Here is a 19913-nt window from a genome sequence, read left to right on the forward strand (position 1 = left end):
CATGCCAAAACGTACAGACATTAAAAGCATCCTGATTCTTGGCGCTGGCCCGATCGTGATCGGCCAGGCCTGCGAATTCGACTACTCCGGCGCCCAGGCCTGCAAAGCCCTGCGCGAGGAAGGCTATCGCGTCATCCTGGTGAACTCCAACCCAGCCACCATCATGACCGACCCGGCCATGGCCGATGCCACTTACATCGAGCCGATCAAATGGCAGACAGTGGCCAAGATCATCGAGAAAGAGCGTCCGGATGCACTGCTGCCAACCATGGGTGGCCAGACTGCACTGAACTGCGCCCTGGACCTGGAGCGCGAAGGCGTCCTGGAAAAGTTCGGCGTGGAAATGATCGGCGCCAACGCCGACACCATCGACAAAGCCGAAGACCGCTCGCGCTTCGATACCGCCATGAAGGCCATCGGCCTTGAGTGCCCGCGCTCCGGCATCGCGCACAGCATGGAAGAAGCCAACGCCGTGCTCGAGAAGCTGGGCTTCCCGTGCATCATCCGTCCGTCCTTCACCATGGGCGGCACCGGTGGCGGTATTGCCTACAACCGTGAAGAGTTCGAAGAAATCTGCGCCCGTGGCCTGGACCTGTCGCCAACCAAGGAACTGCTGATCGACGAATCGCTGATCGGCTGGAAAGAGTACGAGATGGAAGTGGTCCGCGACAAAAAGGACAACTGCATCATCGTCTGCTCGATCGAGAACTTCGATCCGATGGGAGTGCATACCGGTGACTCGATCACTGTTGCTCCAGCACAGACCCTGACCGACAAGGAATACCAGATCATGCGCAACGCCTCGCTGGCGGTGCTGCGTGAAATCGGTGTCGAGACCGGCGGTTCCAACGTGCAGTTCGGTATTTGCCCGGACACTGGCCGTATGGTCGTGATCGAGATGAACCCGCGTGTATCGCGTTCGTCGGCGCTGGCTTCCAAGGCTACTGGCTTCCCGATTGCCAAGATCGCTGCCAAGCTGGCGGTCGGCTACACCCTCGACGAGCTGCAGAACGATATCACCGGCGGCCGTACCCCAGCTTCGTTCGAGCCTTCGATCGACTACGTCGTCACCAAGCTGCCGCGCTTTGCCTTCGAAAAATTCCCGAAAGCCGACGCCCGCCTGACCACCCAGATGAAATCCGTGGGTGAAGTCATGGCCATCGGCCGCACCTTCCAGGAGTCCCTGCAGAAGGCTCTGCGGGGCCTGGAAGTCGGCGTTTGCGGTCTGGATCCTAAAGTCGACCTGGCAAGTCCTGAAGCCTCGAGCATCCTCAAGCGCGAGCTGACCGTGCCGGGCGCCGAGCGTATCTGGTACGTGGCCGATGCCATGCGCGCCGGCATGACCTGCGACGAAATCTTCGACCTGACCGGTATCGACCACTGGTTCCTGGTGCAGATGGAAGACCTGATCAAGGAAGAAGAGAAGGTCAAGACCCTGGCCCTGTCGGCTATCGACAAGGACCTGATGCTGCGCCTGAAGCGCAAAGGCTTCTCCGACCAGCGTCTGGCCAAGCTGCTGGGTATCACCGACAAGAACTTGCGTCGTCATCGTCACAAGCTCGAAGTGTTCCCGGTCTACAAGCGCGTCGACACCTGCGCTGCCGAGTTCGCCACCGACACCGCCTACCTGTACTCGACCTATGAGGAAGAGTGCGAGGCCAACCCGTCGACCCGCGACAAGATCATGATCCTGGGTGGCGGACCGAACCGTATCGGCCAAGGTATCGAGTTCGACTACTGCTGCGTACACGCCGCACTGGCACTGCGCGAAGACGGTTACGAGACCATCATGGTCAACTGCAACCCGGAAACCGTCTCCACCGATTACGATACGTCCGACCGCCTGTACTTCGAGCCGCTGACCCTGGAAGACGTGCTGGAAGTGGTGCGTGTCGAGAAGCCGAAAGGTGTGATTGTCCACTACGGCGGCCAGACCCCGCTGAAATTGGCTCGCGCCCTGGAAGAAGCCGGTGTGCCGATCATCGGTACCAGCCCTGACGCTATCGACCGTGCTGAAGACCGTGAGCGCTTCCAGCAGATGGTTCAGCGCCTGAACCTGCTGCAGCCGCCAAACGCCACCGTGCGCAGCGAAGACGAAGCCATCCGTGCTGCCGGTGTCATCGGCTATCCGCTGGTGGTGCGCCCGTCCTACGTACTGGGCGGCCGTGCGATGGAGATCGTCTACGAGCTGGACGAGCTCAAGCGCTACCTGCGTGAAGCTGTACAGGTGTCCAACGACAGCCCGGTGCTGCTGGACCACTTCCTCAACTGCGCCATCGAGATGGACGTGGATGCGGTGTGCGACGGTACCGACGTGGTCATCGGCGCAATCATGCAGCACATCGAACAGGCCGGTGTTCACTCCGGTGACTCGGCGTGCTCGCTGCCGCCGTACTCGCTGCCGGCCCATGTTCAGGATGAAGTCCGTGAGCAGGTCAAGAAGATGGCCCTGGAGCTTGGCGTTGTCGGCCTGATGAACGTGCAACTGGCCCTGCAGGGCGACAAGATCTATGTGATCGAAGTCAATCCGCGCGCCTCGCGTACCGTACCGTTCGTCTCCAAGTGCATCGGTACTTCCCTGGCGATGATTGCGGCTCGTGTAATGGCGGGCAAATCGCTGAAGGAAATCGGCTTCACCAAGGAAATCATTCCGAACTTCTACAGCGTCAAGGAAGCGGTATTCCCGTTTGCCAAGTTCCCGGGCGTTGACCCGATCCTCGGCCCTGAGATGAAATCTACCGGTGAAGTCATGGGTGTGGGCGACAGCTTCGGTGAAGCGTTTGCCAAGGCCCAGATGGGTGCCAGCGAAGTGTTGCCGACCGGCGGTACTGCGTTCATCAGCGTTCGTGACGACGATAAGCCACAAGTGGCTGGCGTTGCCCGTGACCTGATCGCCCTGGGCTTCGAAGTGGTCGCTACCGTCGGTACCGCCAAGGTCATCGAGGCGGCTGGCCTGAAAGTGCGTCGCGTGAACAAGGTGACTGAAGGTCGTCCGCACGTGGTCGACATGATCAAGAACGACGAAGTGTCGCTGATCATCAACACCACCGAAGGTCGTCAGTCGATCGCCGACTCTTACTCGATTCGTCGCAATGCGTTGCAGCACAAGATCTACTGCACCACGACCATTGCGGCTGGTGAAGCCATCTGCGAAGCGCTGAAGTTCGGTCCGGAAAAGACCGTGCGCCGCTTGCAGGATCTGCATGCAGGACTGAATGTATGAGCATTACCAAGTACCCGATGACTGTCCAGGGCGCTCGCGCCCTGGAGGAAGAACACCTTTTTCTGAGCAAGACCGAGCGTCCGCGCCTGAGTCAGGCCATTGGTGAAGCCCGTGAGCTGGGCGATCTCAAGGAAAACGCCGAGTACCACGCTGCCCGTGAAGAGCAGGGTATGGTCGAGGCGCGTATCCGCGATATCGAGGGCCGCCTGCAGAACTCGGTGGTAATCGACGTCACTACCATTGCCCACACTGGCAAGGTGATCTTCGGTACTACCGTGGACCTGGAGAACACCGAAACCGGCGACCAGGTGACCTACCAGATCGTTGGTGAAGACGAGGCAGACGTCAAACAGGGCAAGCTCTCGGTCGGTGCCCCGATCGCCCGTGCCATCATCGGCAAGGAAGAGGGCGATACCGTGGTGATCAAGACACCAAGTGGTACGGTCGAGTACGAGATTGTCGAAGTCAAACACATCTGACCGGCGCCGCGGCTTTGCTGCGGCTACGGTGATCTGGCAGCTGACCCAGGTGTTCTGGGTTGGCGGCCTGTGGATGTTGCATTTCGGTTTATTGCCGGCGCTGGGCAAGGTTGGCCTGGCTCCGCTTCTGATCGAAGACATCGGCAGCCTGATGGCATCTTTGCTGGTAGCCTTTGCGGCATTTTGCGCAGGGGTTCAGGTAATGGTGCTGGTTCAGGCTCAGGGCCTGGCCAGTCTGTGGCGGGACATGCGAGGGCAGTTGCTGTTGATGGCGATATTGGCGTGTGTGGCGTATTTCGCCTTGCACGTGGGATTGCCCCAAGAGTTGCGCTGGCAGTTGTTCTGTTACCTGGTATTGGGTTTGACCGGCTTGCTGCTGGTCATGCAGCCGGTGCCGGGCAGGGCGCGCAGGGCGCGCCACTGACCGCAGCGAACATCACTTGTAGCGATGGATGTTCGAGAGTTGCTTGTTCGGCTGTGGGTTGCGGCGATAGATCAACGCCTTTTTCCCGATGGTCTGTACCAGTTCGGCGCGGCCGGCCTTGCACAGTGCGGCGATGGCGGCAGCGCGTTCCTCACGATCTTCCGAGCGAATCTCGACCTTGATCAGTTCATGATCGACCAGGGCGCGTTCGAGTTCGGCGATAACCCCTTCAGTCAGGCCATTGCCTGCCACAATGAGAACTGGTTTCAGATCGTGGCCAATGGATTTGTACTGTTTCTTCTGCTCGTTATTGAGCGGCATAATCTGACCCTTCGTCTGATTCTGTAAAAATGGCGGCCATTTTACCCGAGGGCCCGTGGATCCGCCCAGTTAATCACGACCCTTATGATTCGAGGTGCCCAATGGCGCGTTCCAAGACAAGCCTTGGCTGGCTGAAAGAACATTTCAATGATCCTTACGTCAAAAAGGCGCAAAAGGATGGTTATCGCTCGCGTGCGAGCTACAAATTGCTGGAAATCCAGGAAAAGTATCGGATCATTCGCCCAGGCATGAGCGTAGTTGACCTGGGTGCGGCGCCGGGTGGTTGGTCGCAGGTGACCAGTCGGCTGATCGGTGGCCAGGGCCGCTTATTGCTTCGGACATCCTGGAGATGGACAGCATTCCGGATGTCACCTTTATCCAGGGCGACTTCACCCAGGATGAAGTGCTGGCGCAAATTCTGGAGGCGGTAGGTAATTCGCACGTGGACCTTGTGATTTCCGATATGGCCCCCAATATGAGTGGTACGCCCGCCGTGGATATCCCCAAGGCCATGTTCCTGTGTGAACTGGCCCTGGATCTTGCGACCCGTGTGCTCAAGCCGGGTGGCGATTTCCTGATCAAGATTTTCCAGGGTGAAGGGTTTGACGTTTACCTGAAGGACGCTCGTCAGAAATTCGACAAGGTCCAGATGCTCAAACCGGATTCTTCGCGGGATCGCTCCCGCGAACAGTACTTGCTGGCGAGAGGTTATCGCGGCGAGTAGGGCGTCAGGCCGGCAGCTTTCAGGGTGTCCGATAGCTTTTTCCAATCGGCTATCCTGCCTGACCTGGATGAACTTCGTGTAGTCTAGGTTTCACAAAGGGTTACAGACGGCGCCTGCAGTTGTGTAGGTTATGTAGTAAGTTAAGCCGGTGAATATCATGCGAGGCACGGTTGCGCCGTCAGCCGGCCTCAGAGGGTAGCTAATTGAACGATATGGCAAAGAACTTGATCCTGTGGTTGATCATCGCAGCTGTCCTGGTGACGGTGATGAACAACTTCTCCAGCCCGAATGAGCCGCAGACCCTCAACTATTCCGACTTCATTCAGCAGGTCAAGGATGGCAAGGTCGAGCGCGTTGCGGTCGATGGCTATGTCATTACCGGCAAGCGTACCGATGGCGACAGCTTCAAGACCATCCGTCCGGCCATTCAGGACAACGGCCTGATCGGCGATCTGGTCGACAACCATGTCGTGGTCGAAGGCAAGCAGCCTGAGCAACAGTCCATCTGGACTCAGCTGCTGGTCGCCAGTTTCCCGATCCTCGTCATCATTGCCGTGTTCATGTTCTTCATGCGCCAGATGCAAGGCGGTGCAGGGGGCAAGGGCGGGCCAATGAGCTTCGGCAAGAGCAAGGCGCGCCTGCTCTCCGAAGATCAGGTCAAGACTACCCTGGCCGACGTTGCAGGTTGTGACGAAGCCAAGGAAGAAGTAGGCGAACTGGTTGAGTTCCTGCGTGATCCGGGCAAATTCCAGCGCCTGGGCGGTCGCATTCCTCGTGGCGTCCTGATGGTCGGTCCACCAGGTACTGGTAAAACCCTGTTGGCCAAGGCCATTGCCGGTGAAGCCAAGGTGCCGTTTTTCACGATTTCCGGTTCCGACTTCGTCGAAATGTTCGTGGGTGTCGGTGCCAGCCGTGTCCGTGACATGTTCGAGCAAGCCAAGAAGCATGCGCCGTGCATCATCTTCATCGACGAAATCGACGCCGTCGGCCGTCATCGTGGCGCGGGCATGGGCGGTGGTCATGACGAGCGCGAGCAGACCCTCAACCAGTTGCTGGTCGAGATGGATGGTTTTGAAATGAACGATGGCATCATTGTTATCGCCGCGACCAACCGTCCTGACGTACTTGACCCTGCTCTGCTGCGTCCAGGTCGTTTCGACCGTCAGGTCGTGGTCGGTCTGCCGGATATTCGGGGTCGTGAACAAATTCTCAAGGTTCACATGCGCAAGGTGCCGATTGGCGAGAACGTCAATCCTGCGGTCATTGCCCGTGGTACCCCTGGTTTCTCCGGTGCAGACCTGGCCAACCTGGTCAACGAAGCCTCGCTGTTCGCTGCCCGCGGTGGCAAGCGTGTAGTCGAGATGAAGGAGTTTGAGCTGGCCAAAGACAAGATCATGATGGGCGCCGAGCGCAAGACCATGGTCATGTCCGAGAAAGAGAAGCAGAACACTGCCTATCATGAAGCAGGTCATGCCATCGTTGGTCGCGTCGTGCCTGAGCACGATCCGGTCTACAAGGTTTCGATCATTCCTCGCGGTCGTGCGCTGGGTGTCACGATGTTCCTTCCTGAGGAGGATCGTTACAGCCTGTCCAAGCGTGCATTGATCAGCCAGATCTGTTCGTTGTATGGCGGTCGTATTGCCGAGGAAATGACCCTGGGCTTCGACGGCGTCACTACTGGTGCTTCCAACGACATCATGCGTGCCAGTCAGATTGCCCGGAACATGGTGACCAAGTGGGGCTTGTCCGAGAAGCTCGGTCCGCTGATGTACGCCGAAGAAGAAGGCGAGGTTTTCCTGGGACGTAGTGCGGGCTCTCAGCATGCCAGCGTCTCTGGTGAGACAGCCAAGCTGATCGACTCCGAGGTGCGCAGCATCATTGATCAGTGCTACGCCACTGCCAAGCAGATTCTCACCGAGCACCGTGACAAGCTCGATGCCATGGCCGATGCATTGATGAAGTACGAAACCATCGATGCTGAGCAGATTGACGACATCATGGCAGGTCGAACCCCGCGCGAGCCGCGTGACTGGGAAGGTGGATCAGGTACTCCAGGTGCCACTGCGCAGCAGGGTGACCGTCCAGAGTCGCCGATCGGCGGTCCAGCGGCTCAAGTCTAAGGGCGTATATGACCTCACAGCAGTACCCAACCCGGTTGCCTTGCGGCAACCGGGTTCTTGATTTGTCCCATACCCATGTCATGGGTATTCTCAATATCACTCCCGACTCCTTCTCCGATGGCGGCCGCTTCAATCAGCGTGATGCTGCCTTGCGCCATGCCGAGGCAATGGTCGTGGCTGGTGCAACCTTGATCGATATAGGTGGTGAGTCCACCCGGCCCGGTGCCAAGGCAGTTTCCGCGCTCGAGGAGCTTGAGCGAGTGGCGCCGATGGTTGAAGCGATCGCTCGCGAGCTGGATGTGATCATTTCTGTCGATACCTCGACGCCTGCCGTCATTCGAGAATCAGCCCGGCTTGGTGCCGGCTTGATCAATGATGTCCGCTCGCTCACCCGCGACGGCGCCCTGGATGCGGCGGCTGCGACCGAGTTGCCGGTTTGTCTGATGCATATGCGCGGTGAGCCGGGTGATATGCAGAATAATCCTCATTACGAGGATGTCAGCGTCGAAGTTGCGAGTTATCTTGAGCAGCGGATGGCTGCTTGTGCGGCTGTTGGCATCGAAGCTGGTCGGATCATCCTTGATCCCGGCTTCGGCTTCGCCAAGACACTGGCGCACAACCTGAGCTTGTTCAAGCATATGGAGTCCCTGTATCGCCTGGGGCGGCCATTGCTGGTCGGGGTCTCGCGCAAGAGCGTGGTTGGACAGGCTCTCGATCGCCCGGTCGAGCAGCGACTCTACGGCAGCCTGGCACTGGCTGCGTTGGCCGTGACCAAGGGTGCAAGCATCTTGCGCGTTCACGATGTTGCCGAAACCGTCGACGTCGTGCGAATGATTGCAGCGGTCCAAGCCGCCGAATAAGAGTGATGGAGCATCTATGAGCAGAAAATATTTTGGTACCGACGGTATTCGTGGCCGTGTCGGCGAATATCCGATCACCCCTGACTTCATGCTCAAGCTCGGCTGGGCTGCAGGCATGGCATTTCGCAAGCAGGGTGCCTGCAGGGTTCTGGTGGGCAAGGACACCCGTATTTCCGGGTACATGTTTGAATCGGCGCTGGAAGCCGGACTGTCTGCGGCGGGAGCCGATGTGTTGCTGCTGGGGCCGATGCCAACTCCGGCCATCGCCTACCTGACACGCACCTTCCATGCCGAGGCTGGTATCGTCATCAGTGCCTCGCACAATCCGCATGATGACAACGGCATCAAGTTCTTCTCGGGTCAGGGGACGAAGCTGCCTGACGAAGTCGAGCTGATGATCGAGGAATTGCTCGACCAGCCGATGACAGTAGTCGAGTCCAGCAAACTGGGCAAAGTGTCACGAATCAATGATGCTGCCGGGCGCTATATCGAATTCTGCAAGAGCAGTGTGCCGAGCAGCACCGATTTTGCCGGTCTCAAGCTGGTGGTCGATTGTGCGCATGGCGCCACTTACAAGGTCGCACCGAGTGTGTTTCGCGAGTTGGGTGCTGAAGTCACCGTCCTGTCGGCTCAGCCGGATGGCCTGAATATCAATGAAAATTGCGGCTCGACCCACATAGAGTCACTTCAGGCCGCAGTTTTGGTGGGGCATGCCGATCTCGGGATTGCGTTCGATGGTGACGGTGACCGTGTTCTGATGGTTGATCACACCGGCGCAGTCGTCGACGGTGACGAGTTGCTGTTTATCATTGCCCGCGACCTGCAGGAGCGTAACAAGCTGCAGGGTGGGGTGGTCGGTACGTTGATGAGCAATCTGGGGCTTGAGCTGGCCCTGAAAGATCTCGACATACCTTTTGTGCGGGCCAAAGTTGGTGACCGTTACGTGATGGCAGAGTTGCTGGAGCGCGGCTGGGTGATCGGGGGGGAGAACTCCGGGCATGTGGTGTGCTGCAACCATACCACCACAGGTGACGCCATCATCGCCGCGCTCCAGGTGTTGATGGCGCTCAAGCGCCGTGGCGAGACGCTGGCGCAGGCTCGCCAGGCACTGCGCAAATGCCCGCAGGTATTGATCAACGTGCGCTTTGGCGCAAGCAAGGTCGATCCGCTCGAGCACCCTGCTGTAAAAGAGGCCAGTGCGCGGGTTACCGAGGAAATGGCGGGTCGCGGGCGTGTGTTGTTGCGCAAGTCCGGAACAGAGCCGCTGGTGCGTGTAATGGTGGAAGGCGATGACGAAGGTCAGGTGCGTAGCCATGCCGAAGCCCTGGCAAAACTGGTAAGTGAAGTTTGCGTCTGAAATACGCTTGCCAGCAGTGATCGGGTTGGGTAACATCTGCGCCCACTTTGACCGACGAGGTACAGCATGCGTCGCCCTATGGTAGCTGGTAACTGGAAGATGCACGGTACCCGCGCCAGCGTCGCTGAGCTGATCGATGGCCTGAGTAATCTGGCCTTGCCGAGCGGTGTTGAGGTCGCGGTGTTTCCTCCCTCGTTGTACATCAGCCAAGTGGTTGATGGGTTGCAGGGCAAGTCGATTACCGTTGGCGCTCAGAATTCTGCGGTAGAGCCTGCGCAAGGCGCGCTGACCGGTGAAATTGCACCGAGTCAGCTGGTTGATGCAGGTTGCGGACTGGTGTTGATTGGGCATTCGGAGCGTCGCCAGATCATTGGTGAAAACGACGAAGTCCTGAATCGCAAGTTCGCTGCAGCACAGGCTTGTGGTTTGAAGCCAGTGCTCTGTGTGGGGGAAACCCTCGAAGAGCGCGAAGCAGGTAAAACGCTTGAGATTGTCGGGCGTCAGCTGGGCAGCATCATCGAAGCTTTCGGTGTTGAAGCCTTCACCAGTGCGGTGATTGCCTATGAGCCTGTATGGGCCATCGGTACAGGGCTGACGGCCTCGCCACAGCAAGCGCAGGATGTGCACGCAGCCATCCGCGCCCAGCTGGCGGCAGAGAATGCCGAAGTTGCACAAAATGTGCAGCTTCTATACGGCGGCAGCGTGAAGGCGGCCAATGCGGCTGAGCTGTTCGGCATGCCGGATATCGATGGGGGCCTGATTGGTGGGGCGTCCCTGAACGCAGACGAATTCGGTGCAATTTGTCGCGCCGCAGGAAACTGAAAAATGCTGGAAACAGTCGTAGTAGTTTTTCATCTGTTGGGCGCACTGGGTTTGGTAGTGCTGGTGTTGCTGCAACAGGGTAAAGGTGCGGAAGCGGGTGCATCTTTCGGCGCAGGTGCTTCAAATACTGTGTTCGGAAGCCAAGGTTCTGCTACCTTTCTAAGTAAGTTTACTGCTATACTAGCTGCCTCTTTCTTCTTAACTGCTCTTGGGTTAGGATACTTTGCTAAAGAGAAAGCTCACGAGCTGACTCAAGTAGGGTTGCCAGATCCAGCAGTGTTGGAAGTGAAGCAGCAAAAACCGGCAACAGATGATGTACCGGTGCTCCAGGAGCAGAAGAGCGAAGCCACTAATGCTGGCGATGTTCCTCCCGCTCAAGAGCAGAAGTAACGGGTTTCAAAGTAGTATTGCCGAGGTGGTGGAATTGGTAGACACGCAACCTTGAGGTGGTTGTGCCCATAGGGTGTAGGGGTTCGAGTCCCCTTCTCGGTACCAATTGAAACAAGACAGCCCGCTACAGCGGGCTTTCTTGTAGGTGGAGGTTAGATTGACCCTGTCGGGGTTCGGTCGTATACTTTCGCCCCAGCTTTGTCGCGGGGTGGAGCAGTCTGGTAGCTCGTCGGGCTCATAACCCGAAGGTCGTTGGTTCAAATCCAGCCCCCGCAACCAGTTTCAGCGGAGCCCCTTTTGCAGGGGCTTTTTCTTGGCTGAACAGTCATAACGTCGGTATTCAACGACGTATCAGGGATGGGCGCTTTGCCCATTTTTTATTTGCACAGCATGCACGAGGGGGTTCAGGTGTCGAGCAAGCTAGAACAGTTGCAGGCCTTGTTGGCCCCGGTGGTCGAGGCTCTTGGCTATCAATGCTGGGGGATCGAATTCATCTCTCAGGGCAAGCATTCGGTACTGCGTATTTATATCGACAAAGCGGACGGCATTCTGGTCGAAGACTGTGAAGTTGTCAGTCGCCAGGTCAGCGGTATCCTGGATGTCGAAGATCCGATCAGTTCCGAATACACCCTTGAAGTGTCCTCTCCTGGCATGGATCGCCCACTGTTCACATTGGAACAGTTTGCTTCGCATGCCGGCGAACAAGTGAAGATCAAGCTGCGTACGCCCTTTGAAGGTCGTCGTAACTTTCAGGGCCTTCTCCGTGGTGTGGAGGAGCAGGATGTTGTTGTCCAGGTAGACAACAATGAGTTCCTGTTGCCGATCGATTCGATCGACAAGGCCAACATTATTCCCAGTTTTGACTGAGACGTGCCGGGTCCGGCGGACCGCGCGGATCCAATGGCTTGCGAAAGGCGAGGCGTACGATGAGCAAAGAAGTACTGCTGGTTGTTGAGTCGGTATCCAACGAAAAAGGCGTACCGGCTGGCGTAATTTTTGAAGCACTGGAAGTGGCACTGGCCACTGCAACCAAAAAACGTTTTGACGACGAAGTGGACCTGCGTGTGGAAATCAACCGCCACACCGGTAGCTACGAGACTTTCCGTCGCTGGACGGTCGTCGAAGAAGCGGATCTGGATGATCCAGCAATCGAAGTCTGGCCGGCCAAGATTCAGGAAACCCATCCTGAAGCCAAGGTTGGCGATGTAATCGAAGAAAAGATCGAGTCGATCGAATTCGGTCGTATCGCTGCCCAGACCGCCAAGCAAGTCATCGTACAGAAGGTCCGTGAAGCCGAGCGCGCCCAAGTGGTAGATGCCTACCGTGAGCGTCTGGGCGAAATCATCTCCGGTACCGTCAAGAAAGTCACCCGTGACAACGTCATCGTTGACTTGGGCAACCACGCCGAAGCGTTGCTGGCCCGTGAAGACATCATCTCCCGCGAGACTTTCCGTGTTGGTGTGCGCCTGCGTGCCCTGCTCAAGGAAATCCGCACCGAGAACCGTGGCCCGCAGCTGATCCTGTCGCGTACCGCGCCACAGATGCTGATCGAATTGTTCCGCATTGAAGTGCCGGAAATCGCCGAGGGCCTGATCGAAGTCATGGCCGCGTCCCGTGATCCGGGCTCGCGCGCCAAAATCGCCGTACGCTCCAAAGACAAGCGCATCGACCCGCAAGGCGCCTGTATCGGCATGCGCGGTTCGCGTGTCCAGGCAGTGTCCGGCGAACTGGGCGGCGAACGTGTTGATATCGTCCTGTGGGACGACAATCCGGCACAGTTCGTCATCAACGCAATGTCGCCGGCTGAAGTCGCGGCGATTATCGTCGATGAAGATGCCCACGCCATGGATATCGCTGTAGGTGCCGACAATCTGGCCCAGGCGATCGGCCGTGGTGGCCAGAACGTGCGTCTTGCCAGCCAGTTGACCGGCTGGACCCTGAACGTGATGACCGAATCGGACATCCAGGCCAAGCAGCAAGCTGAAACCGGTGACATCCTGCGCAACTTCATCGACGAGCTGGAAGTCGACGAAGAGCTGGCACAGGTGCTGGTCGATGAAGGCTTCACCAGCCTGGAAGAGATTGCCTACGTACCGTTGGAAGAAATGCTCAACATCGACGGCTTTGACGAAGACATCGTCAACGAGCTTCGCGCTCGTGCCAAGGATCGTTTGTTGACCAAAGCCATCGCTACTGAGGAAAAGCTGGCAGACGCCCATCCGGCCGAAGACCTGCTCTCGCTTGAGGGTATGGACAAGGATTTGGCGATGGAACTGGCGGTGCGCGGCGTAGTTACCCGCGAAGACCTGGCCGAGCAGTCGATTGACGACCTGCTCGACATCGACGGCATCGACCAAGAGCGTGCCGGCAAGTTGATCATGGCCGCCCGAGCCCATTGGTTCGAGTAATTAGGCGCGGCCTGAGGAGAGAAGTGCATGACGCAAGTCACGGTGAAAGAATTGGCCCAAGAGGTCGCTGCACCGGTAGAGCGCCTGCTGCAGCAGATGCGTGAGGCAGGTCTGCCGCACACCGACGCCGGTCAGGTAGTGACCGACAATGAGAAGCAGGCTTTGCTGGCTCATTTGAAGAGCAGCCACAAGGCGAAGGTGGAAGAGCCGCGCAAGATCACCTTGCAGCGCAAGACCACCAGCACCCTGCGTGTTGCCGGTAGCAAGAGCATCAGCGTAGAAGTACGCAAGAAGAAAGTATTCGTTCAGCGCAGCCCGGAAGAAATCCAGGCCGAGCAGAAACGCGAGCAGGAAGAGCGCCGTGTAGCCGAGAACGCTGCGCGTGAAAAAGCCGATGCCGAGGCACGTCAGCGTGCCGAGGAAGACGCTCGTCGCCAGCCAGCCGCTGCGAATGCCGCACCTGCTGCCGCTGCTCCGGTTACCCCGGCTCCGGCCCCGGTGATCGAGGCTGCAGACGCCGCTCCGGCACCTGTCGCCGACCGCAAGAAAGACGACGTGCGTCGCAACGACAAGTCGCGTGACGACGAACGTCGTGGTGGTGAGCGCCGTAACGAAGCACCGCGTGTTTCGGTCAAGGTCAAGGAAAAGGAAAAGGCGCCAACTCCGCGTGCCGCTCCACGTACCACCGACGAAGAAAGCGATGGTTTCCGTCGTGGTGGCCGTGGCAAGGGCAAGCCGAAGAAGCGCAATGCCCACGGTTTCCAGAACCCGACCGGTCCGGTTATCCGCGACGTGCAGATCGGCGAGACCATCACGGTTTCCGACCTGGCCAACCAGATGTCCGTCAAGGGCGCTGAAGTGGTCAAGTTCATGTTCAAGCTGGGCACTCCGGTGACCATCAACCAGGTGCTCGACCAGGAGACCGCTCAGCTGATCGCTGAAGAGTTGGGTCACAAGGTTACCCTGGTCAGCGACACCGCCCTGGAAGATTCCCTGGCAGAGTCGCTGAAGTTCGAAGGTGAGACCTTCTCCCGTGCTCCGGTTGTGACCGTAATGGGCCACGTTGACCACGGTAAGACCTCGCTGCTCGACTACATCCGTCGTGCCAAGGTAGCTGCCGGCGAAGCCGGTGGTATCACCCAGCACATCGGTGCGTACCACGTAGAAACCGACCGCGGCATGGTCACCTTCCTCGATACCCCGGGCCACGCCGCGTTTACCGCCATGCGTGCCCGTGGTGCCAAGGCGACCGACATCGTGATCCTCGTGGTCGCGGCGGACGATGGCGTCATGCCTCAGACCCGCGAAGCAGTCCAGCATGCCAAGGCTGCCGGTGTTCCGCTGGTCGTGGCGGTGAACAAGATCGACAAGCCAGGTGCTGACCTCGATCGCATTCGCAACGAGCTGGCCGTCGAAGGCGTTACCTCCGAGGACTGGGGTGGTGATACTCCGTTCGTCAAGGTTTCGGCGAAGATGGGTACCGGTGTTGACGAACTGCTCGAAGCCGTTCTGCTGCAAGCCGAGATCCTCGAGCTCAAGGCCACTCCATCGGCCCCAGGTCGTGGTGTAGTTGTCGAGTCGCGTCTGGACAAAGGCCGCGGCCCAGTGGCCACCGTGCTGGTTCAGGACGGTACCCTGCGTCAAGGCGACATGGTCCTGTGTGGTTCGAACTACGGCCGCGTACGTGCCATGCTCGACGAAAACGGCAAGCCTGTTAAGGAAGCCGGTCCGTCGATTCCAGTCGAGATTCTCGGCCTGGACGGCACCCCGGACGCTGGCGACGAGCTGAGCGTTGTGGCTGACGAGAAGAAGGCCCGTGAAGTTGCTCTGTTCCGTCAAGGCAAGTTCCGCGAAGTCAAACTGGCTCGCGCACATGCCGGCAAGCTCGAGAACATCTTCGAGAACATGGGCCAGGAAGAGAAGAAAACCCTCAACATCGTGCTCAAGTCCGATGTTCGTGGTTCTCTCGAGGCCCTGCAGGGTTCCCTGAGCGGTCTGGGTAACGACGAAGTACAGGTTCGCGTGATTGGCGGTGGTGTCGGTGGTATCACCGAGAGCGACGCCAACCTGGCCCTGGCTTCCAATGCAGTACTGTTCGGTTTCAACGTGCGTGCCGATGCCGGTGCGCGCAAGATTGTCGAGCAGGAAGGTCTGGATATGCGTTACTACAACGTGATCTACGACATCATTGAAGACGTCAAGAAAGCCCTGACCGGTATGCTCGGCAGCGATGTTCGCGAGAACATCCTGGGTATCGCCGAAGTGCGTGATGTGTTCCGCTCGCCGAAGTTCGGCGCCATCGCTGGCTGTATGGTCATCGAGGGTGTGGTTTACCGCAACCGTCCGATCCGCGTTCTGCGCGAAGACGTGGTGATCTTCGAAGGCGAGCTGGAATCGCTGCGTCGCTTCAAGGACGATGCGTCCGAAGTGCGTGCCGGCATGGAATGCGGTATCGGCGTGAAGAGCTACAACGACGTCAAAGTCGGTGACAAGATCGAAGTCTTCGAGAAAGTCCAAGTGGCTCGTACGCTCTAAGTATCGAGCATGGGAGGCGCGAAATGCCCGTCGCAAGGCGGTCGTCAGCGGCTCTGAACGCAACGCCCGGTCAGGCTCAAGCCTGGCCGGGCGTTTGCCGCTTTAGTTACAGGTAGCAAAAATGGCAAAAGAATATAGCCGTACCCAACGCATTGGCGATCAGATGCAGCGCGAGCTGGCTCAACTGATTCGTCGCGAAGTCAAAGATCCACGCGTCGGCCTGGTGACCATCACCGCCGTAGACGTCAGCCGCGATGTTGGCCATGCCAAGGTGTATATCACCGTCATGGGCCAGGACAGCGCCGAGGACATCAAGCAAAGCCTGAAAGTGCTCAATTCCGCTGCAGGTTTCCTGCGCATGCAGTTGGGCAAGGAAATGAAACTGCGCAGCGTGCCGCAGTTGCACTTCCACTACGACGAAAGCGTGACCCGCGGTGCCCACCTGTCGGCACTGATCGAGCGCGCTGTCGCCGAAGACAGCCAGCACCAGGCCGCCGATACCTCGGACACCAAGGAGTAAGCGGTGGCCCAGGTCAAACGTATCCGTCGCAATGTCAGCGGCATCATCCTGCTCGACAAGCCGTTGGGGTTCACCTCCAATGCTGCCCTGCAGAAAGTCCGCTGGCTGCTCAACGCTGAAAAGGCTGGTCACACGGGTAGCCTCGACCCACTGGCCAGCGGCGTGTTGCCGCTGTGCTTCGGGGAGGCCACCAAGTTTTCCCAGTACCTGCTCGATTCCGACAAGGGATATGAGACGGTCATGCAATTGGGGCAGACCACCACCACGGGCGATGCTGAAGGCGAAGTGCTGAAAACCCGGGATGTGACCGTTGGTCGCGCCGATATTGAAGCGGTTCTGCCACAATTTCGTGGTGAAATCAGTCAGATACCACCGATGTACTCGGCCCTCAAACGTGATGGCCAGCCGTTGTACAAGCTGGCGCGCGCAGGTGAAGTAGTGGAGCGTGAAGCACGTTCTGTTACTATTAACCGCTTGGAGTTACTCGAGTGTGAAGGCACCCGGGTTCGGCTTTCAGTTGGTTGCAGCAAAGGCACGTACATCCGCACGCTGGTCGAAGATATCGGCGAGATCCTTGGTTGTGGCGCCTATGTTGCTGAACTGCGTCGTACTCATGCCGGTCCCTTCGAGCTTGCCCAGACGGTGACCCTCGAAGCGCTCGAGGCGGTTCACGCCGAAGGCGGCAACGAGGCGGTCGACCGTTTCCTGATGCCGTCCGATAGCGGCTTGCAAGACTGGCCACTGTTGCAGTTTTCCGAGCACAGCGCCTTCTACTGGCTGCATGGCCAGCCAGTCAGGGCTCCCGACGCGCCGAAGTTCGGCATGGTTCGGGTACAAGATCAAAACGGTCGTTTCATCGGTATCGGTGAAGTGAGCGAAGACGGGCGCATCGCGCCGCGTCGATTGATTCGGTCAGAATGATCGAAACCTTCAGTGTCGGGCCCAGGCCCGGCACTGGTGGCAAAGAGGATGGCTGTTAATAGGCACGGTTACGCCTCACTTATGAATACAGGGATTTGTCCCTGGCCTATTGGAAACCGTTTGTTCGGTTTCCCTTGATTTGGAGAAGCCAAATGGCACTCAGCGTTGAAGAAAAAGCAAAGATCGTTGGCGAATTCCAGCAAGCAGCTGGTGACACCGGTAGCCCGGAAGTGCAAGTTGCACTGCTGACCGCCAACATCAACAAGCTGCAAGGCCACTTCAAGGCCAACGGTAAAGATCACCACTCCCGTCGTGGTCTGATCCGCATGGTTAACCAGCGTCGTAAGCTGCTGGACTACCTGAAGGGCAAAGACACCACTCGTTACAGCGCCCTGATCGGTCGCCTGGGTCTGCGTCGCTAATAGCGGCCTGGCCAGTGGTGTGCACGGCGTGTTGCATTCTTCGCTTCCGGTGCCTGGCATCGGGAGTGATGAACACGCCGCGCGTATCTATGAGGTTGGCTGTCTGCCTCGCCTGAGCGGTTTACCGCAAGGGCAGGGCAGGCTCCCAACCTCTAGTTTTATCTGGACGGTCAACGGGGCCGATTCCCTGTTCTGCCCAAGAATTCGCAAGAACCAGTTCCCCCAGAGCCACTGAAGAAGGTAGGAAACCGTGAACCCGGTAATCAAGAAATTCCAGTTCGGTCAATCGACCGTTACCCTCGAGACGGGCCGTATTGCTCGTCAAGCGTCCGGCGCCGTATTGGTCACCGTCGACAACGATGTCACCGTACTGGTGACCGTGGTCGGTGCCAAACAGGCCGATCCAGGCAAAGGCTTCTTCCCCCTGTCCGTTCACTATCAGGAAAAGACCTACGCCGCCGGCAAGATCCCTGGTGGTTTCTTCAAGCGTGAAGGCCGTCCTTCCGAGAAAGAAACCCTGACTTCGCGTCTGATCGACCGTCCGATCCGTCCGCTGTTCCCAGAAGGCTTCATGAACGAAGTGCAGGTTGTCTGCACCGTCGTCTCCACCAGCAAAAAGACCGATCCGGACATCGCTGCGATGATCGGTACCTCGGCTGCCCTGGCTATTTCCGGCATTCCGTTCGAAGGCCCGATCGGTGCCGCGCGCGTTGCTTTCCATGAAAGCACCGGTTACCTGCTGAACCCGACCTACGAGCAACTGGCTGCCTCGAGCCTGGACATGGTCGTTGCCGGTACTTCCGACGCCGTACTGATGGTTGAATCGGAAGCCAAAGAGCTGACCGAAGACCAGATGCTGGGTGCCGTCCTGTTCGCCCACGACGAGTTCCAGGCTGTTATCCAGGCTGTCAAAGAGCTGGCTGCCGAAGCTGCCAAGCCGACCTGGGACTGGAAACCCGCTGTTGCCAACACCGAACTGCTGAACGCCATCCGCGCCGAATTCGGCGAAGCCGTTTCCCAGGGCTACACCATCACCGTCAAGGCCGACCGCTACGCGCGCCTGGGCGAGCTGCGTGATCAGGCGATCGCCAAGTTCTCTGGTGAAGAAGGTCAACCTTCGGCTTCCGAAGTGAAGGAAATCTTCGGCGAAATCGAATACCGCACCGTTCGCGAAAACATCGTCAACGGCAAGCCACGTATCGACGGTCGCGACACCAAGACCGTGCGTCCGCTGAACATCGAAGTCGGCGTGCTGCCGAAAACTCACGGTTCGGCCCTGTTCACCCGTGGCGAAACCCAGGCCCTGGTCGTTGCGACCCTGGGTACTGCCCGTGACGCACAGCTGCTCGACACCCTCGAAGGCGAGAAGAAAGACCCCTTCATGCTGCACTACAACTTCCCTCCGTTCTCGGTGGGCGAGTGTGGTCGCATGGGTGGTGCTGGCCGTCGCGAAATCGGTCATGGCCGTCTGGCCCGTCGTTCGGTTCAGGCCATGCTGCCTGCCGCTGACGTGTTCCCTTACACCATCCGCGTCGTATCGGAAATCACCGAGTCCAACGGTTCCAGCTCCATGGCTTCGGTCTGCGGTGCTTCCCTGGCTCTGATGGACGCTGGTGTACCGATGAAGGCGCCAGTTGCCGGTATCGCCATGGGTCTGGTTAAAGAAGGCGAAAAATTCGCTGTTCTGACCGACATCCTGGGTGACGAAGACCACCTCGGTGACATGGACTTCAAAGTAGCGGGTACCGCCAAAGGTGTTACCGCGCTGCAGATGGACATCAAGATCAACGGCATCACCGAAGAGATCATGGAAATCGCCCTGGGCCAGGCCCTGGAAGCGCGCCTGAACATCCTCGGTCAGATGAACCAGATCATCGGTCAGTCCCGCAGCGAACTGTCGGAAAACGCTCCGACCATGATCGCGATGAAGATCGACACCGACAAGATCCGTGACGTCATCGGTAAAGGCGGCGCGACCATTCGTGCCATCTGCGAAGAAACCAAGGCTTCGATCGATATCGAAGACGACGGTTCGATCAAGATCTTCGGTGAGACCAAAGACGCCGCTGAAGCTGCTCGTCAGCGCGTTCTGAGCATCACTGCAGAAGCCGAGATCGGCAAGATCTACGTCGGCAAGGTCGAGCGCATCGTTGATTTCGGTGCCTTCGTCAACATCTTGCCGGGCAAGGACGGTCTGGTTCACATCTCTATGCTGAGTGATGCTCGCGTCGAGAAAGTGACCGACATCCTCAAGGAAGGCCAGGAAGTGGAAGTACTGGTACTGGACGTGGACAACCGCGGCCGTATCAAGCTGTCGATCAAAGACGTTGCAGCAGCAAAGGCATCGGGCGTCTAAGCTTGGTGTGTTGAAAAAGGACCCTCCGGGG

Annotated in this window: 16 protein-coding genes, 2 tRNA genes and 1 pseudogene; 18 read left to right on the forward strand and 1 reads right to left on the reverse strand. The window is 58.4% G+C overall.

The window, feature by feature from the left end; all coding sequences use genetic code 11:
- Nucleotide 1: 1 nt before the first annotated feature.
- The 3 genes from carB to ABVN19_RS26535 are packed head-to-tail and all read left to right on the forward strand — an operon-like array spanning nt 2 to nt 4126.
- On the forward strand, nt 2-3223 hold the full coding sequence (carB, locus tag ABVN19_RS26525) for a carbamoyl-phosphate synthase large subunit (protein WP_028944534.1): 3222 nt from the start codon (nt 2-4) through the stop codon (nt 3221-3223).
- The gene (gene greA / locus ABVN19_RS26530; RefSeq protein ID WP_084167971.1) at nt 3220-3702 is read left to right on the forward strand and encodes a transcription elongation factor GreA; all 483 of its coding nucleotides are present in this window, start codon (nt 3220-3222) and stop codon (nt 3700-3702) included. Before carB ends, greA begins: the two co-directional genes overlap by 4 nt.
- Nucleotides 3703-3730: 28 nt before the next feature.
- On the forward strand, nt 3731-4126 hold the full coding sequence (locus tag ABVN19_RS26535) for a hypothetical protein (RefSeq protein WP_028944532.1): 396 nt from the start codon (nt 3731-3733) through the stop codon (nt 4124-4126).
- A gap of 12 nt (nt 4127-4138) precedes the next feature.
- Here the strand turns inward: ABVN19_RS26535 and yhbY are convergent, their stop codons facing one another.
- A complete protein-coding gene (gene yhbY, locus ABVN19_RS26540) occupies nt 4139-4447 on the reverse strand; it encodes a ribosome assembly RNA-binding protein YhbY (protein ID WP_010222973.1) in 309 nt (102 codons plus the stop codon).
- 101 nt (nt 4448-4548) lie between these two features.
- On the opposite strand from yhbY, the pseudogene rlmE reads away from it, so the two are divergent.
- The 15 genes and pseudogenes from rlmE to pnp all read left to right on the forward strand — a co-directional run bounded on the left by rlmE (nt 4549) and on the right by pnp (nt 19882).
- A pseudogene (gene rlmE, locus ABVN19_RS26545) lies at nt 4549-5171 on the forward strand (23S rRNA (uridine(2552)-2'-O)-methyltransferase RlmE).
- 212 nt (nt 5172-5383) lie between these two features.
- Nucleotides 5384-7291: an ATP-dependent zinc metalloprotease FtsH gene (ftsH, locus tag ABVN19_RS26550; protein WP_105642710.1), complete on the forward strand. Its 1908-nt coding sequence runs from the start codon at nt 5384-5386 to the stop codon at nt 7289-7291.
- An 8-nt stretch (nt 7292-7299) separates the two neighbouring features.
- Nucleotides 7300-8151, forward strand: coding sequence for a dihydropteroate synthase (folP, locus tag ABVN19_RS26555; RefSeq protein WP_105642709.1), 852 nt, complete (start codon nt 7300-7302; stop codon nt 8149-8151).
- A gap of 16 nt (nt 8152-8167) precedes the next feature.
- A complete protein-coding gene (gene glmM, locus ABVN19_RS26560) occupies nt 8168-9508 on the forward strand; it encodes a phosphoglucosamine mutase (protein ID WP_028944529.1) in 1341 nt (446 codons plus the stop codon).
- Nucleotides 9509-9574: 66 nt separating this feature from the next.
- On the forward strand, nt 9575-10330 hold the full coding sequence (gene tpiA, locus ABVN19_RS26565; protein WP_028944528.1) for a triose-phosphate isomerase: 756 nt from the start codon (nt 9575-9577) through the stop codon (nt 10328-10330).
- Between the two features lie 3 nt (nt 10331-10333).
- Nucleotides 10334-10720, forward strand: a complete 387-nt coding sequence (secG, locus tag ABVN19_RS26570; protein ID WP_028944527.1) for a preprotein translocase subunit SecG — start codon at nt 10334-10336, stop codon at nt 10718-10720.
- Nucleotides 10721-10739: 19 nt separating this feature from the next.
- Nucleotides 10740-10825: transfer RNA gene (locus ABVN19_RS26575), tRNA-Leu, on the forward strand.
- A gap of 97 nt (nt 10826-10922) precedes the next feature.
- Nucleotides 10923-10999: transfer RNA gene (locus ABVN19_RS26580), tRNA-Met, on the forward strand.
- Between the two features lie 129 nt (nt 11000-11128).
- Nucleotides 11129-11587, forward strand: a complete 459-nt coding sequence (gene rimP / locus ABVN19_RS26585) for a ribosome maturation factor RimP (protein WP_036989972.1) — start codon at nt 11129-11131, stop codon at nt 11585-11587.
- A gap of 59 nt (nt 11588-11646) precedes the next feature.
- Nucleotides 11647-13128, forward strand: coding sequence for a transcription termination factor NusA (gene nusA / locus ABVN19_RS26590; protein ID WP_105642708.1), 1482 nt, complete (start codon nt 11647-11649; stop codon nt 13126-13128).
- Between the two features lie 27 nt (nt 13129-13155).
- Nucleotides 13156-15663, forward strand: coding sequence for a translation initiation factor IF-2 (infB, locus tag ABVN19_RS26595; RefSeq protein ID WP_028944524.1), 2508 nt, complete (start codon nt 13156-13158; stop codon nt 15661-15663).
- A 121-nt stretch (nt 15664-15784) separates the two neighbouring features.
- Nucleotides 15785-16183: a 30S ribosome-binding factor RbfA gene (gene rbfA / locus ABVN19_RS26600; RefSeq protein WP_028944523.1), complete on the forward strand. Its 399-nt coding sequence runs from the start codon at nt 15785-15787 to the stop codon at nt 16181-16183.
- Between the two features lie 3 nt (nt 16184-16186).
- The gene (gene truB, locus ABVN19_RS26605) at nt 16187-17104 is read left to right on the forward strand and encodes a tRNA pseudouridine(55) synthase TruB (RefSeq protein WP_028944522.1); all 918 of its coding nucleotides are present in this window, start codon (nt 16187-16189) and stop codon (nt 17102-17104) included.
- Between the two features lie 152 nt (nt 17105-17256).
- Entirely contained in the window at nt 17257-17526 is a 270-nt protein-coding gene (gene rpsO / locus ABVN19_RS26610; protein ID WP_028944521.1) for a 30S ribosomal protein S15, read from the forward strand.
- A 250-nt stretch (nt 17527-17776) separates the two neighbouring features.
- A complete protein-coding gene (gene pnp, locus ABVN19_RS26615; RefSeq protein WP_028944520.1) occupies nt 17777-19882 on the forward strand; it encodes a polyribonucleotide nucleotidyltransferase in 2106 nt (701 codons plus the stop codon).
- Nucleotides 19883-19913: the final 31 nt, after the last annotated feature.

It is taken from the genome of Pseudomonas vranovensis (assembly GCF_040438935.1).
Taxonomy (GTDB): Bacteria; Pseudomonadota; Gammaproteobacteria; order Pseudomonadales; family Pseudomonadaceae; genus Aquipseudomonas; species Aquipseudomonas vranovensis.